This is a genomic window from Psychromarinibacter sediminicola (assembly GCF_029168335.1).
Classification (GTDB): domain Bacteria; phylum Pseudomonadota; class Alphaproteobacteria; order Rhodobacterales; family Rhodobacteraceae; genus Psychromarinibacter; species Psychromarinibacter sediminicola.
Genome location: NZ_JARGYC010000058.1, coordinates 1 through 15,377, shown reverse-complemented (window position 1 = coordinate 15,377; position 15,377 = coordinate 1). Strand labels below are relative to the sequence as shown.

15 protein-coding genes are annotated in these 15,377 nt (G+C 66.7%); 7 read left to right on the top strand and 8 right to left on the bottom strand.

Translation table 11 applies throughout. The features are described 5' to 3' along the window. Positions 1 to 31: 31 nt before the first annotated feature. Entirely contained in the window at positions 32 to 862 is an 831-nt protein-coding gene (locus P1J78_RS18290) for a sulfotransferase (RefSeq protein WP_275568824.1), read from the bottom strand. A 218-nt stretch (positions 863 to 1,080) separates the two neighbouring features. On the opposite strand from P1J78_RS18290, the gene P1J78_RS18285 reads away from it, so the two are divergent. The 3 genes from P1J78_RS18285 to P1J78_RS18275 all read left to right on the top strand — a co-directional run bounded on the left by P1J78_RS18285 (position 1,081) and on the right by P1J78_RS18275 (position 3,698). Then, on the top strand, positions 1,081 to 1,578 hold the full coding sequence (locus P1J78_RS18285) for a hypothetical protein (protein WP_275568823.1): 498 nt from the start codon (positions 1,081 to 1,083) through the stop codon (positions 1,576 to 1,578). 78 nt (positions 1,579 to 1,656) lie between these two features. Further along, positions 1,657 to 2,844, top strand: a complete 1,188-nt coding sequence (locus P1J78_RS18280; protein ID WP_275568822.1) for a radical SAM protein — start codon at positions 1,657 to 1,659, stop codon at positions 2,842 to 2,844. Continuing rightward, positions 2,841 to 3,698, top strand: a complete 858-nt coding sequence (locus P1J78_RS18275) for a hypothetical protein (RefSeq protein ID WP_275568821.1) — start codon at positions 2,841 to 2,843, stop codon at positions 3,696 to 3,698. The genes P1J78_RS18280 and P1J78_RS18275 overlap by 4 nt, the downstream gene beginning before the upstream one ends. 396 nt (positions 3,699 to 4,094) lie before the next feature. Here P1J78_RS18275 and P1J78_RS18270 read toward each other — a convergent pair whose 3' ends face one another. The 7 genes from P1J78_RS18270 to P1J78_RS18240 form a co-directional block, all read right to left on the bottom strand. Continuing rightward, on the bottom strand, positions 4,095 to 4,313 hold the full coding sequence (locus tag P1J78_RS18270) for a formate dehydrogenase subunit delta (RefSeq protein WP_275568820.1): 219 nt from the start codon (positions 4,311 to 4,313) through the stop codon (positions 4,095 to 4,097). Continuing rightward, the gene (gene fdhD / locus P1J78_RS18265) at positions 4,303 to 5,118 is read right to left on the bottom strand and encodes a formate dehydrogenase accessory sulfurtransferase FdhD (RefSeq protein WP_275568819.1); all 816 of its coding nucleotides are present in this window, start codon (positions 5,116 to 5,118) and stop codon (positions 4,303 to 4,305) included. The genes P1J78_RS18270 and fdhD overlap by 11 nt, the downstream gene beginning before the upstream one ends. Continuing rightward, positions 5,118 to 8,015: a formate dehydrogenase subunit alpha gene (fdhF, locus tag P1J78_RS18260; RefSeq protein WP_275568818.1), complete on the bottom strand. Its 2,898-nt coding sequence runs from the start codon at positions 8,013 to 8,015 to the stop codon at positions 5,118 to 5,120. The genes fdhD and fdhF overlap by 1 nt, the downstream gene beginning before the upstream one ends. Before the next feature lie 99 nt (positions 8,016 to 8,114). Further along, on the bottom strand, positions 8,115 to 9,632 hold the full coding sequence (locus P1J78_RS18255) for a formate dehydrogenase beta subunit (protein WP_275568836.1): 1,518 nt from the start codon (positions 9,630 to 9,632) through the stop codon (positions 8,115 to 8,117). A gap of 8 nt (positions 9,633 to 9,640) precedes the next feature. Then, positions 9,641 to 10,108: a formate dehydrogenase subunit gamma gene (locus tag P1J78_RS18250; protein WP_275568817.1), complete on the bottom strand. Its 468-nt coding sequence runs from the start codon at positions 10,106 to 10,108 to the stop codon at positions 9,641 to 9,643. Positions 10,109 to 10,196: 88 nt separating this feature from the next. Then, on the bottom strand, positions 10,197 to 11,093 hold the full coding sequence (locus tag P1J78_RS18245) for a LysR family transcriptional regulator (RefSeq protein ID WP_275568816.1): 897 nt from the start codon (positions 11,091 to 11,093) through the stop codon (positions 10,197 to 10,199). Positions 11,094 to 11,529: 436 nt separating this feature from the next. After that, positions 11,530 to 12,432: an EamA family transporter gene (locus P1J78_RS18240; RefSeq protein ID WP_275568815.1), complete on the bottom strand. Its 903-nt coding sequence runs from the start codon at positions 12,430 to 12,432 to the stop codon at positions 11,530 to 11,532. A gap of 382 nt (positions 12,433 to 12,814) precedes the next feature. Here P1J78_RS18240 and P1J78_RS18235 point away from each other — a divergent pair, with 382 nt between their 5' ends. The 4 genes from P1J78_RS18235 to P1J78_RS25475 form a co-directional block, all read left to right on the top strand. Then, positions 12,815 to 14,032, top strand: a complete 1,218-nt coding sequence (locus tag P1J78_RS18235; RefSeq protein WP_309568139.1) for a tyrosine-type recombinase/integrase — start codon at positions 12,815 to 12,817, stop codon at positions 14,030 to 14,032. Next, positions 14,029 to 14,727 (top strand): hypothetical protein, encoded by a 699-nt coding sequence (locus P1J78_RS18230; RefSeq protein ID WP_275568813.1) that lies wholly within the window; start codon positions 14,029 to 14,031, stop codon positions 14,725 to 14,727. The genes P1J78_RS18235 and P1J78_RS18230 overlap by 4 nt, the downstream gene beginning before the upstream one ends. A 104-nt stretch (positions 14,728 to 14,831) precedes the next feature. Further along, complete coding sequence (locus tag P1J78_RS18225; RefSeq protein ID WP_275568812.1) at positions 14,832 to 15,098, top strand: helix-turn-helix transcriptional regulator; 267 nt, start codon at positions 14,832 to 14,834, stop codon at positions 15,096 to 15,098. Positions 15,099 to 15,207: 109 nt separating this feature from the next. Next, the coding region (locus P1J78_RS25475; protein ID WP_445260956.1) for a winged helix domain-containing protein at positions 15,208 to 15,377 on the top strand (170 nt) is incomplete at its 3' end.

Genomic DNA, 15,377 nt, shown 5'->3' with positions numbered 1-15,377 from the left:
TCCGGATCGGACGTATCCGGACACCCGACGCTCAGGGGTCTCCGGCGGCGCGGAGCGACCACGCTCCGGGGGCGTCCAGAAACGCCCGGTTCAGCGCGCCGGCCTCGCGTTCGAAGGCGTCGAGATCGTCCGAACTCAGCCGGTCGCGCCAGCCGAGGTCTTCGACGACCCGCTTGTGAAAGGTGAACCGCTTGCGGTTCCCCGCGATGTTGTGCGTCCGGCGGTCCGTCCGCGGCGGCGCGGCGCCCATCCCCGGGGAAAGCCACTCCAGGACGCCGCTGACGACGCCGTCGGGATCGCGGCAGAATTCCTCGTAGGTGAGATGCCGGGCGCGCCCCGGCCCCAGCTCGTCGACCAAGGCCCGCGCTGCGGTGTTGTCCCGCGCCCAAGCCCGGGCGAAGTCCGCGAGGTTGCGGAATCCCTGCTTGGAATGCGACCCCATCACCCCGCGCCCGTCGCGGGTGAGGTGCAGGACACGGGTCCGGTCCGGCGCCCGCAGGTGCAGCGCCCGCGCGCGTTCGGTCTTCTTCGAGCTGTCCACCAGCCAGCGGATGTCGGGCATGCGCCGCGCCACCGCCCCGGCCAGCACGAGCGGATCGCCCCCGCGCGCCGCCGCGTCCGGCGCCTCGGCGAGGAGCGGCTGCCAGAAACTGCAGGCAGAGAAGCGCAGGCCGCAGACGCAGGTCGGGTCGTGCTGCAGGTAGTCGCCGATCCGATCGAACTCGCCCAGCGAGAGCATGCCGCTGCGCCGGCCTAGGCTCATGTCGATCACCGTCGAGCCGCTGTGGCCGGACCCGATGATCAGCAGAACACCGGACTCAGTACCGGGCTCAGTACCGGGCTCAGTACCGGGTTCAGTCATGTCGCAGCTACCTCCGCACGCGCCGAACGGTTCTGGAAGCATTGCAGCCCGTGTCGCGCCAGACAAGACACGGCCGCTGTCGCCCGGGCGCCGGCGCCGCGGCGCGGGGGCGGCGGCGAGATTCAGCCGCCCGGACGAGAGGTGCATCGGATTCGCTTCAAAATTGTGCTCGTTTCTGTTAACGTAGGGTAAGGTATTGCCCATTTGGAGGAATGATTATGTCGACCGATCCGAAGTCGCGCGAATCGCGCCGGTCCGTTTTGAAACACGCGGTTTCTGCTGCAATCTTGTCTGCGACGATGGGCTCTTTCGCCCGCACGGCCGCCGCTCAGGACCGCGGCGCCATGGTCAAGCTTGGCATCCGCGGCGGCGGTACACTTCTTCTGGTGAACGAAGGCAAGGACCGCTGGCGGGCCGTCGTCGAGGCCGATCGCATGAAGGACGAAAAGGCCACCGGCCTTCTGCTGCTGGACAACGGCAAGGTGGTCGGGCTGCGCGACGGCTATCTGCGGCTGGGCCAGTTCGGTGCCGCGGACTCCACCTTCCAGGAGACGGTCTTTACCCAGTTCACGGAGACCGGCAGCCGCATGGGCAAGGATGTTCTGGTGTCGCAGGTCGTCCTGCCGCGGCAGGTCGAGGACCTCCGCAATCTGCGGGCGGTGACGATCACGCCGCGGGTCAAGCTGAATATGGACCAGTTGCAGCTCAAGCGCTGAGCGGACGGGCGGGGCCCTCGCGGGGGTCCGCCGGACCGCTTTCGTGACACCAGAGGTCGGGCCCCTGGAGGAGGTGACATGTTCGACGAGCCGCCGCGTGCGCTCTTGCGCACGGAGTGGGTGATCAAGGTCTCCAAGCTCTGCAATCTTCGCTGTCGCTACTGCTACGAGTGGAACGAACTCGACGACCCGCGCCGGATGTCGTTCGAGCTGTGGGAGCGCGTGCTGACCGCGATCCGCGACCATATGGTGCTGTCGGTGTCGCGCGGTCATGCCGACGTGGCGCGGGCCGAGATCATCTGGCACGGTGGCGAGCCGCTCTTGCTGCCGCAAAGCTATTACGAGCGCGTGATGGAAATGCAGCGCCGGATCTTTCCGCGCGAGTTCCTCGACGACCAGCTGATCGGCAACCAGATCCAGACCAACCTGTACAGTGTCGGGCAGGACCGGCTGGACTACCTGCTGGACGAGGCCTTCGGGATCGGCGTATCCTATGACGGCGTCCCGGGCGTGCGTCTGACCGCGGGCGGGAAGGAGGCCGAGGACAGGGTCCTGGCCAACCTGCGCGCCTTCGCCGAGCAGGGGATGCCGCTTGGCGTGATCACCGTTCTGGCCGGGCACACCGCGCCGCGGCTCGTGGAGCTCTACGAGGACATCAAGCCCTTCGCCCGCGAATGGCGGCTTCTGTCGCTCTTCAACGGCCCGGCCGAACGGCCGATGCAGGGAATCGATATCTCGCCCGCAGAGATCACGGACGCCCTGGGGCGGCTGTTCGCGCATTGGTTCGAGGACGGCTGCGTCATGCCCATCCGCCCCCTGAAACAGGCGCTGACGACGGTGATCATGCAACGCCTGGGGCTCGAGACGCCGTGCTACGACCGCACCAAGGGGGGCGACTCGGTCCTCGTGGTCGATCCCGACGGCCGCCTGTTCCTGCCCAACCAGAAGCAGGACCAGTCGCTGGTGCTGGGCGATCTGTCGCGCGAGTCCATCGCGGAGGCCCTGGAGAGCGCGGCCTATGCGGCCTCTCTGCGCGCCGAGGCGACAGCCCAGGCCCGGATCTGCGGCTCTTGCCGCTACTTCGGCGCCTGTTCGGGCTATCCGATCTTCGCCTCCGACGATGGCGGGGTCGCGAGCGGCACGTGCCGGACCTTCCAGCCGCTGCTGCTGTGGGTGGATGCCTACCTGAACGACCTGGGCGTGACGGATGCGGAGCTGCGGAGCCTGTTCCTCGATTCCGCGGAACTCGCGTCGGACGCCGCATGACCGCTCTGCCGCCGGCGGAAGCCAGGCTCGTGTTCCGGGACGCGGCGCGGCTGCGCCCGCGCGTGACCCTGAGCGCGGGCGTCGCAGCGGCCGACGGCTCCGACGGCGGCTGGCCGCGCTACGCGCCGGCGGCGCTCGTACCGCAACCGCCCTGGCGGGCGCCGACCGACGCCGAGTGGGCGGCGCTAACCCAGCCCCTGTCGGACCCATCGACGCCCGGGAACGCCGCGGCGCGCGTGGCGATCCTGCGGCTTCCGGAGGAGGTCGTCGCGCCGCTGCTAAACGCGGGGCACAGGGCGGCCGAGCAACCGCATCAAGCCTTCGAGATATCGCGTCAGCCCGACGCCGCGGACGCGATCGACCGGGTGACCGAGTTTCTGCGCGACAATGGCGCCGACGCGGAGTCGATCCGGTCGCTGGGCTTTTGTGCCAAGCCGCGCGGGCTGGCGACAGCCACGGTCAATACCCGTCGCCGGCGGCGGGCGGGTCTTCACCTCGACCGCTTCGATGCCCGGCCGCTCTCCGAGCTTGCCGAAAGCCGGGTCCGCCTTTGCTTCAATATCGGCCGCGGCGACAGGTACTTTCTGTACTGCCCCCATTCCGTCCCGCAGATGGCCGAGGTTCTGGGACAGTCCGACCCGGACGGCATCGACGAGATCGGGCGGACCTTTCTGGAAGGGCGGCCGGACTACCCGGTCGTCCGGGTGGCGGTAGCGCCCGGAGAGGCGTATCTCGCGGCGACCGAGTATCTGATCCACGACGCGACCACGCAGGAGATCGCGGAGGACTGGGACATTCATGTCGCCTTCCTCTGCCGTCTTCAGGGAGTCGGCCTGCTGCAAGACAGTCTGTGAGGTTCAAGAGACTCGTCCGGTCGCGTGTCGGTGGCCCAGGTCTCCGCTAGACCTGGGCGGGATCGACCCGGCTTGAGGCCGGGGAGGGGGCTCGCTCGCCTCGGCGCATGACCGGAACGCGACCCTTTCAGGAATCTCAAGATATCGCCCGGGATCATCCGCCGCGCGGCGGCGCTGTACATCCGTGGCCCGCTGTCGACGGTCGCGGCGCTGTGGCATGAGCGGGGCGTCGATGTCGGTGACCGGGCCCCGGATCCGGAATGCGTATTTGGAACGAGAAGAAGCAGCGGGGGGCGGGACATGGGGCAGGCGCCGGGCACCGGAACGGTCGCGGCGATCGGGGCCGGGATCGTCGGGGTGTCGACGGCGCTGTGGCTCTTGCGGGATGGGGCCGTCTCAGTCGGCGGGCACCTTTACATGGGCGAAGGCGTCCGTCACCAGCGGGTGCAGCCCTTCGCCGCCTTGCGCCATGTGCTCGGCCAGCTGCGCGCGCATCCGGGGCTCCCAGAACTCGTTGATATGCGCCGCAACCCGGTCCGCCCGGTCGTCGCCGGGCTGGGTGGCGAAGAAGGTGGCGATCTGGTTGGCCATGCGGACCAGCTTTTCAGGCGACATCGGTGGCTCCTGTCCGGATGCGGTGCGGGTGGGAATAGAGATCGAACGCGCCGTCGCGGGCGAAGGCGGCCAGGGTGATCTGCGCGCCCTCGGCCAGCCGCAGCGCGTGGGCCGTCGGCGCCGACACGGCGACCAGCACGGGGCAGCCGGCCAGCGCGGTCTTCTGCACCATCTCGACCGACACGCGCGAGGTCAGGACGAAGGCGCCCGTGGCCGGGTCTTCGCCCGCCCGCGCCAGCGCGCCGATCAGCTTGTCCAGCGCGTTGTGCCGGCCGACATCCTCGCGCGCCGCGACGATGCCTTCGCCGGGGCGCAGGAAGCCGGCGGCGTGGCTGGCATGGGTGCGGTCGTGCAGCGGCTGATGCGCGCGCAGGGCGTCGGTGGCCGTCGCCACGTCCTCGCGCGACAGGCGGATGTCCCCCGACACCCGGGGCAGGGCGCGCGTGGCCTGGTCGAGGCTGTCGATGCCGCACAGCCCGCAGCCCACCGGCCCGGCCATCGCCCGGCGCCGGGCCTTCAGGGCGTCGGAGCGGTCGGCGGCCAGCCAGAACCGCGCCTCGATGCCGTTCGGCTGTTCCACCGCCTCGAAGCTCTCGACCTGGTCGAGGTTTTCGATCACCCCCTCGGTCAGCGCGAAGCCCATCGCGAAATCCTCGATATCCGAGGGCGTCGCCATCATTACCGCCAGCGTCGAGCCGTCGAACACCATCGCCACCGGCACCTCCTCGGGCAGCGCGCGCAGCACGCGCCGGCTGCCCGCGGGGCCGACCGCGAGGCCGGGCAGGCTCTTGACCGGGTCCGTCATCACTCCGCCGCCGGCAGGATGCGCCGCGCCTGTTCGGCCAGGGCGGCATAGTCCTCCTGCCATTCCGTCGGCCCGTTGGACGGGCTGACCTGCACCGCCGTCACCTTGTATTCCGGGCAGTTGGTGGCCCAGTCGGAATAGTCGGTGGTGACGACATTGGCCTGCGTGTCCGGGTGGTGGAAGGTGGTATAGACCACCCCCGGCGCGACCTTGTCGGTGATCGTGGCGCGCAGCGTCGTGTCGCCGGAGCGCGAGGCGAGCTTGACCCAGTCGCCCTCGTTGATGCCGCGGTTCTCGGCGTCGTGCGGGTGGATTTCCAGCAGGTCCTCCTTGTGCCACGCCACGTTCGCCGTCCGCCGCGTCTGGGCGCCCACATTGTATTGCGACAGGATGCGCCCCGTCGTCAGCAAGAGCGGGAAGCGCGGACCGGTACGCTCGTCCGTCGCGACGTATTCCGTCACGATGAACTGCCCCTTGCCGCGCACGAACCCGTCGATATGCATGATCGGCGAGCCGTCGGGCTTGGCCTCGTTGCAGGGCCATTGCACCGAGCCCTTCTCGTTCAGCAACTCGTAGCTGACATTGGCGAAGGACGGCGTCGTCGCCGCGATCTCGTCCATGATCTGCGACGGGTGGGTATAGTGCCAGCCCGCGCCCATCGCGTTCGCCAGAAGCTGCGTGACCTCCCAGTCGGCATAGCCGTTCTTCGGCCGCATCACCTCGCGCACCATGTTGATGCGCCGCTCGGCATTGGTGAAGGTGCCGTCCTTTTCCAGGAAGGTGGAGCCGGGCAGGAAGACATGCGCGTAGTTCGCCGTCTCGTTCAGGAACAGGTCGTGGACGATGACGCAGTCCATCGCGGCGAGGCCGGCGGCAACATGCTTGGTGTCGGGGTCCGACTGCAGGATATCCTCGCCCTGGATGTAGATGCCCCTGAACGTCCCGTCGACGGCGGCGTCCAGCATGTTCGGGATACGCAGCCCCGGCTCGTCGTCGATCGTCGCGCCCCAGATCTTCTCGAACACCTCGCGCGTGGCGTCGTCCGAGACGTGCCGGTAACCCGGCAGTTCGTGCGGGAACGAGCCCATGTCGCACGACCCCTGCACGTTGTTCTGCCCGCGCAGCGGGTTCACCCCCACGCCGGGGCGGCCGATATTGCCGGTCATCATCGCGAGGTTGGCGATGGCCATGACGGTGGTCGAGCCCTGGCTGTGCTCGGTCACGCCGAGCCCGTAATAGATCGACCCGTTGCCGCCGGTGGCGAACAGCCGGGCGGCGGCGCGCAGCTCGTCCGAGGGCACGCCGGTCAGCATCTCGGTCGCCTCGGGGGAATGGCGCGGGTCGGCCGCGAACTCGGCATAGTGCTGGAATTCCTCCCAGTCGCAGCGCTCGCGGATGAACGCCTCGTCATAGAGGCCTTCGGTCACGATCACATGCGCCAAGGCGGTCAGCACGGCGACGTTGGTGCCGGGCTTCAGCGGCAGATGATGCGCCGCCTCGATATGCGCCGAGCGGACGAGGTCGATGCGTCGCGGATCGATGACGATCAGCTTGGCGCCGGCGCGCAGCCGTTTCTTCAGGCGGCTGGCAAAGACCGGGTGGCCGTCCGTCGGGTTGGCGCCGATGACGATGGCGACGTCGGTCTGCTCGACCGAGTCGAAATCCTGCGTGCCGGCCGAGGTGCCGAAGGTGGTCTTCAGCCCGTAGCCGGTGGGCGAATGGCAGACCCGGGCGCAGGTGTCGGTGTTGTTGTTGCCGAACACCGCGCGGATCATCTTCTGCACCAGGAAGGTCTCCTCGTTGGTGCAGCGCGACGAGGTGATGCCGCCGATGGCCTTCTTGCCGTGTTCCTCCTGGATGCCGCGCAGCCTGGCCGAGGCAAAGCCGATGGCTTCCTCCCAGCTCACCTCGCGCCAGGGCTCCTCGATGCTGTCGCGGATCATCGGGTTCAGGATCCGGTCGCCGTGATTGGCGTAGCCATAGGCGAACCGCCCCTTCACGCAGGAATGCCCCCGGTTCGCCTTGCCGTGCTTGTAGGGCACCATGCGCACCAGTTCGTCGCCCTGCATCTCGGCCTTGAACGAACAGCCCACGCCGCAATAGGCGCAGGTGGTCACCACCGCGCGGTCCGGCGTGCCCATCTCGATGACGGACTTCTCCTGCAGCGTCGCCGTCGGGCAGGCCTGCACGCAGGCGCCGCAGCTGACGCAGTCCGAGGACAGGAAATCGTCCCACGCCGCGCCGGCCGAGACCCGGCTGTCGAAGCCGCGCCCCTCGATGGTCAGCGCGAAGGTCCCCTGCACCTCTTCGCAGGCCCGCACGCAGCGCGAGCAGACGATGCATTTCGACGGGTCGTAGGTGAAATACGGGTTGCTGTCGTCCTTCGGCAGCCAGTCCGGGTTGGCCTCGCCCGAGGTGTCCCGCGCCTCGAAATGGTTCACGAAGCCGCCCGCCTCGGGCGCCTCGTAGCGCACGTCGCGCAGGCCCACGGCGCCGGCCATGTCCTGCAGCTCGCAGTCGCCGTTCGCGGCGCAGGTTAGGCAGTCCAGCGGGTGGTCGGAGATATAGAGCTCCATCACCCCCTTGCGCAGCTTGCGCACCTTCGAGGACTGGGTATGCACCACCATCCCCTCCGAAACGGGCGTCGTGCACGACGACGGCGTGCCGCGCCGCCCCTCGATCTCCACCAGGCACAGCCGGCAGGAGCCGAACGCCTCCACGCTGTCGGTGGCGCAGAGCTTCGGCACCTGGATGCCCAGCTCCGCCGCCGCCCGCATCACCGACGTGCCCTCCGGCACCGACACCTCGAAGCCGTCGATGGTCAGCGTGACCGGCGCGCCTTCCTTCGCGGGCGTCCCCATGTCCCGGTCATCGAACGGAATGACGAAATCCTTCATGGCGTCACGCTCCTGCTTCTTCTCGTTCAAAATACGCTCGGGGGGTCTGGGGGGTGAAACCCCCCAGCGGATCGACGCCGAAGGCGGCGAAAAACCGCGTCATTCCGCGGCCTCCTTCTGCCCTGCGAAATCGTCCGGGTAATGCGTCAGCGCCGACATCACCGGGAACGGCGTGAAGCCCCCCAGGGCGCACAGCGATCCATCCTTCATCGTCTCGCAAAGGTCCGCCAGCAGGTCGACCGCGGCCCCGTCGCCCTCGGCGATCCGGTCGAGCGTCTCGACCCCGCGCACCGCGCCGATCCGGCAGGGGGTGCACTTGCCGCAGGACTCCACCGCGCAGAACTCCATCGCGAAGCGCGCCAGCGCCAGCATGTCGGCCGTGTCGTCGAACACCACGACGCCGGCATGGCCGATCAGCCCGCCCTGGCCGTCGAATTCCTCGTAGGCGAACGGCGTGTCGAACTTCTCGGGCGGCATGTAGGCACCCAGGGGCCCGCCCACCTGCACCGCCTTGACCGGCCGGCCCGACGCGGTGCCGCCCGCGACCTCGTGCACCAGCTCGCCCAGCGGCATGCCGAAGGCGGTCTCGAACAGCCCGCCGCGCGCCACGTTGCCGGCGATCTGGATCGGCATCGTGCCCTTCGACCGGCCCAGGCCCAGCCCCGCGTAATGCGCCGCGCCCTTCTCGAAGATCACCGGCACCGTCGCCAGGGTCAGCACGTTGTTGACCACGGTGGGCTTGCCGAACAGTCCCTCGATCGCCGGCAGCGGCGGCTTGGCGCGGACGACGCCGCGCTTGCCCTCCAGCGAGTTCAGAAGCGACGTCTCCTCGCCGCAGACATACGCCCCGGCGCCGACCCGCACCTCCATGTCGAAGGCCCGGCCCGCGCCCAGTACGTCCGCGCCCAGCACGCCGGCCTCCCGCGCGATGCGGATGGCGGCGTTCATCACCTCGATGGCATCGGGGTACTCGGACCGCAGGTAGACATAGCCCTGCTCCGCGCCCACGCCGAGCCCGGCGATCGCCATGCCCTCGATCAGGGTGAAGGGATCGCCCTCCATGATCATCCGGTCGGCGAAGGTGCCGCTGTCGCCCTCGTCGGCGTTGCAGACGATGTATTTCCGCGGACCGGCGGCCTGCAGCACCGTGTTCCACTTGATCCCGGCGGGGAACCCCGCGCCGCCGCGGCCGCGCAGGCCCGACTCGGTCACTTCCTCGACGATCTCTGCGCCGGTCATCCCGGCCGCCCGCTCCAGCCCGACGAGCCCGCCATGGGCGCGGTAGGCGTCCAGGTCCAGCGGGTCGATCAGCCCACAGCGGGCGAAGGTCAGCCGGGTCTGCCGGGCGAAGAACGGGATGTCCTCGACCGTGCCGTGACAGGCCAGCGTCCCGTCCAGCAGCGCCGGCACGTCCGACGGCGCCACCGGCCCGTAGGCCAGCCGCCGCCCGTCCCGCTCGACCTCCACCAGAGGCTCCAGCCAGACCATCCCGCGGCTGCCGTTGCGGATCAGGTTCAGCTCGATCCCGCGCGTCTCGGCTTCGCGCGCCAGCGCGGCGGCGACCTCGTCGGCACCCAGCGCCTTCGCCGCGCTGTCGCGGGGCAGGTATATCGTCAGGCCATCCGTCACGCCCGGGCCTCCTCGAGAATCGCGTCCAGCTTCGCCTCGTCCAGCCGGCCCACGACCCGGCCGTCCACCATCGCCGCCGGCCCGCAGGCGCAGAGGCCCAGGCAATAGACCGGCTCCACCGTCACACCCCCGTCGGGCGTGGTCCCGCCCCAGCCGATGCCCAGCCGCTCCAGCGCCCGCTCGGTCAGGGCGGTCGCGCCCACCGACTGGCACGCCTCGGCGCGGCAGATCTTCACCACGTGTCGCCCCGCCGGCGCCTTCCGGAAATCGTGATAGAAAGACACGACGCCGTGAACCTCCGCCGCCGTCAGGTTCAGCCGTTTCGCGATGACCGGGACCGCCGATTCGGGGACACAGCCAAGGTTCGCCTGCACCGCGTGCAGAATCGGCAGGAGCGGCCCCTCGCGATCAAGGTGCGGGGCCATGATTTCCTCTATTTCTTCGGGGGTTGGGGCAGTCTGCATGGCTGGCTCCGGCTGGTGGCTGGCCGGAGACAGGCACGAAATCGCATCCAGAATCAATATCGAAGTTCCGTCATTCAATAGAAGATGTCTATTGAACCTCCGCGCCCCGCCGCATCTCCCGCGCCATCTCGAATAGCGCGTGCAGCACCGGTGTCTGCGGCTCCTGGTACTGCGCCACCAACCCCACCTCGTGCGACTGCTCGCCGCCCCGGATCGGGATCACCCGCAGGTCGTTGCCGGCGGCGAGGAACCCGGCGAGGTCGGTGGGCAGGATCGTCACCCAGTCGCCCCGCGCCACGTTCGACACCAGCACCACGGTCGAGCTCGATTCCATCGGTGACTCCGCCGACAGCCCGGCCTCCATGAAGTTGCGGTTGATGATCCGCCGGTTCTGCATGTCCGGCGTCAGCAGGCCCAGCTTCAGCCCGTCGAGATCGCGCCAGCCGACACTGTCGCGCCCGGCCATCGGATGCGCGGCATTGCAAACCAGCGTGTAGGTCTCGCGGTAGAGCGGCGTGCTGGCGACCCGGCCGAGCGGTTCGTTGTCGAGGTAGGTGATGCCCATGTCGCATTCCAGGTCCTCCAGCATCGACAGGATCTCCTGCGAATTGCGCGACACGATGGAGAACTGCACGCGCGGATGCGCCTCGGCGAAGCGGGTCACCAGCCGCGACGCCCAGGTCAGCGCCGTGGGGATCACCGCCATCCGGACCTGCCCCGCCAGCCCGTGGCGCGACGAGCGCATCTCCTCGCGCAGCCGCCGCACGTCGCCGACGATCTGCCGCGCCAGCTCCAGCGCCCGCTGGCCTTCCGGCGTCAGCCCGCCGAACCGGGCGCCGCGCTGGACCAGCTTGACGCCCAGCTGTTCCTCTAGCTGCCGGATGCCGCTGGACAGGGTGGGCTGGGTGACGCCGAGGCTTTCGGCGGCGCGACCGAAATGCCGCTCCTTGGACAGGGCGATCAGCATTTCCAGTTTCGGGATCATCCGGGACTCTCGGAACGGTGCGTTTCGATAGAAGCATACTATCAAGCGCGCCGGTGCCGAAAGTACGGGATGCGCTGGTCCGGGTTCCGCAGGCGCAAGGGCGGCCGGCACGGTGCTGCACGGCGGTCCGCCGCGCGGGACATCTATCACGCAGTGACAACGGCGCGGTTTCGCGAAGCGCGTTTGCCTTCGTCGAACCGGGATGAACCTGTGCTGCGCGGGGGGCGGCAGCCACATGGTTCTGCCTCTGGGGCCGAGAAATATCGTTTAGAAAAGGGAGACGAAATCTCGGCGTGGAGCCGAGATTGCCTCTTTCGTCAGAAAGGTTTGCCTCTACGGGCCGCATGACGCTCGCCAGCGCCCGAAGCTGCCGTTCAGGCAGCGCGCGGCGAATGATCGCGAGGAGCCCAGTGCGCTTCAGAGAGAGGCCGCTCGATTACCGAACGACGACCACGGCAACGACGGAAAGCGTGATCAGCGCCATACCCACCGCTTCGCGCCGGCTGATCCGTTCGCCGAAGAACAGCGTCGCAACGAGGATCGAAAAGATCACCTCGACCTGGCCGACTGCGAAAACCAACGCGGCATTCTGGAGGGTGAACGCCGTGAACCAGCACAGGCTTCCGGCCAGTCCGCTCAGCCCGATCCAAAGCGCGGTCCGCCATGCCCCGGCGACATGCGAGACCTGTCCAGGTTCCCGCACGGCCAACCAGAAGGAGAGTGCGACGGCTTGCAACACCGTGATGATCGCGAGCGACAGTCCGGCGCGGAGAAGCGGGTCAGGGCTTTCCACGGCGAGCGTGGCGCCGCGATACCCCACCGCGGATAAGGCGAAGAATGCTCCAGATGCTATCCCAAGAAACGTCGCGCGGCTTCTCAGACCGGCCCATATGCGGCCGCCCAAGGGCGGCGCCTCCGACAACGCGAGAACGCCGATCAATCCCACGAGGACGGCAGCCACGCCAACCGGTGATATTCGGTCTCCAAGCACCACGAAGCCAACAAGGGCCGTCTGGACGACCTCGGTCTTCTTGAAGGTGATCCCGACGGCGAAGTTTCTTTGGGCAAACAGCGCAATGACGCACCATGTGGCCAGGATCTGGCTTGCTCCGCCGGCGAGCGCGTAGGGCCAGAAGTTCGGGGCGATCGTCGGGAGAGACAAGTCTCGGACCATCAAATAGACGGGGATGAGGGCGGTAACGAACGGTGCGGAATACCAGAAGCGCGCGAGTGTCGACCCCCCAGCGCTGAGCGTCCCCATGCTGAGCCGCTTCTGAAGCATGAAGCGCAGCGTCTGAAAAGCGGCAGCGGCGACCGAGATGATAACCCACAATTCCATCAATATCGGCTACCCGTGGGCCCCGCTCGCTTCAAGGTCGGATCATGATGGGAGGATTTGCCCCGACGGACATCGGTTTAGGACTTTCACGAGCGGCTCGGCGTATGAGAGTAACGGCAGCTTCGTCTCGCGCTGCTGACGCTCGCGGCCGTCGCAGCGAAAGGCCGCTTCGGGGTAGGCCACGCGGTCAGAGGCAATGCTTCTGACGAGAAAGGCAGTACTACGTGGTGCGGTCCACAGCGGGGAACTTGGTGGAGCCTAGGTCTACCGAACTTTCCTTTCAGCGCGTCGCAGAACTACGCAGCATATAGAAAATTATGGTGGATATCTCGCACCATGTATTGCACGTAATTGCACGCCGTCGCATCTGATCTTATGATAGATGGCGGGACAAGTGGCGGGACAGATGCCGAGGCTAACGGTCAGAAAGGTCGATGCGCTCCGGGAACCGGGAATGTACGGCGACGGTGATGGGCTTTATCTGAGGGTAGGGCCTTTCGGCGCGAAATCCTGGATTCTTCGGACCCGCATCAACGGCAGGCTGACAGCCGGCGGTAAACCTCTCCGCTGGGAGGGTGGCTTGGGCTCCGTCTCGTTGGTATCTCTTGCTGAAGCACGCGAAGCTGCGAGGGAGTTACGCAAGATCGCGCGGGCCGGCGGAGACCCGGGGGCGCACAGAAACCGCGAGGCTCTGACGTTTGAGCAGGCGGCTCGCCGCGTACACTCGTCGCTTGCGCCGACATGGCGCAATCCGAAGCATTCGCAGACCTGGCTCTCGAGCATCGAGAACTACGCTCTGCCGGAATTCGGCCGGAAGCCGATCCAGGATGTTACGACCGCTGATGTTCATGCTGCGCTCGCACCCATCTGGACCGAGAAACACGAGACAGCGAAGCGCCTGAAACAGCGTATCAGCTCCGTTTTCGATTGGGCCAAGGGCGCCGGGCACTTCGAGGGAGAAAATCCTGTAAACGGCCTGAAGAAGGCACTCCCGCCGGTGAAGCACAAGGCGAAGAACATGGCGGCGCTCCCGTGGCGCGAGGTTCCCGGTTTCTTCAGCGCCCTTAAAGAGCGAGACAGTATCTCGGCGCTGGCGTTGCAATTCATCATCCTCACCGCCGGTCGTAGCGGCGAGGTGCGCGGTGCCCGCTGGTCGGAGATTGAAGGTGATATCTGGACTGTGCCTGGCGAGAGAATGAAGCGCGGCGAGGTTCATCGCGTTCCCCTATCAGCGGCGGCCCTGGAGGTGCTGGAGAGCGCCAGGGGCCTCGACCCGGACTTCATCTTCCCTTCCCCGTCGCGAGGCAAGAGCGGTCAGGCTCGGCCGCTATCCGACATGGCCTTCAAACCCACGCTGATACGGATGGGATTCGAACGGATCAGCGTTCACGGGATGCGCAGCGCGTTCCGCGACTGGGCGTCCGAGAGCGCGCATGCCGAGAGGGAGGTTGCTGAGGCCGCGCTTTCACATGCTGTCGGTAACGCCGTCGAAAGGGCGTACGCCCGCAGCGACCTGTTTGAACGACGCCGGGCGCTGATGGAAGCGTGGGGTAGCTTCTGTTGTGGTCGGGACATCAAAGTCGTGGAGTTGGTTTCATGAGCGAGTCCGGTGCCGCCGAAGACAGGTTCTGTCCTATCTGCGATGAGCAGGGGGAGCAAATCGCCTTTCCAACGTTGGCAACTTGGTGTCTGATGAATTATGCTGGCGATGAGGAAAGCGCAAAGAGCGCAACCGTCCTGCTCTCGTTTGAAAATTATGAGATACAGGCGGAAAGGCAGGTAGGTTACAGTCGTGTTGCGAGGCTTGTGAATAAAGACGTAGTGCGGGGGCTAATGATTGGCCGCATGGTTGGGAATATACTCGTTCAAGTCCAGCAAAATATAGCGTTTAGAGGCCAACCTGAGATTAACAAAGCCATATTTTCCGTATCGGAGTGGGCTAGCACTACAAAAACGTTTGCGGGTAAGGACCTCCCTTCGGACGCGTCTCGGTTGCGAAAAGAGTTCAAGCGATACCGTGACGTATCTCACTTGTGGGCGGCATTTGAGCTTTTAACTGACGAAGTACGTGAACGTCTTTTTGAAGGGAGGGAAGAGTGGGATCTGTTCCTATTGCTGGCGTATGCCTACGAGCGCTTCATTGACGATGAAAGGCCGTTTGAGTGGAGACCGTGGCGCATCCCGCCAAGTGCCTTGGATGATTTCAAAGGAATGCAATTCAATGTGAATGTCCCCCCCGAGAACGACTGGGTCCGAAAGAAGCTTTCGGAATATAGGAGCGACCACATCAGATGAGGGGTAGGGGAAACTTAAATTCCCCTACTCTGGTCGGCTCATCGGCGCGCCTATGATCAGCCAATCGCACGGCGAACCATTCGCCATCAAGCGGAGGCTGAGACATGAACAAGAACTTTGCAGGTAACCACGCGACGGCTGACGTCGGCGGTGTGCCGAAACGTCCGTCGGCAGAGGAGTACGTTTCCGACCCACTCATTCGCGACGCGCAGGGCGCTGCGATGCTGGGTTGCTCCAAGGCGACCTTCTGGCGTCGCGTCGCCGATGGCACGATCCCCAAGCCGGTCAAGATTGGTGGCATGAGCCGTTGGCGCGTGAGCTGGATCGAGGCAGTTATCTCGGCGGCGGAAGCTGCGCGGGAAGCCGCCTGAGAAGAAAACCCCCACTAACCCGACCGGGCAGCAGGGGCGTTATTCTTTTCGGCGTGAACAACCGCAGAATAGCGAAGCGGCCCGGTCCTTTCAACGAGAAAGGGCTGATATGCAGCACAAGACCAAATCCACAAGCGAATGGGGCGACAAGTTCGCCAACGTCACAAACCAGGAGGCACCACCGTTCAGCATCACTGTCGGCGGGCGTGAGCTCTGGGCTCTCACTCAGCTAGCGAATGCCGGCCAGAAGGGCTGCACGCCGATAGACAACCCCGCGCC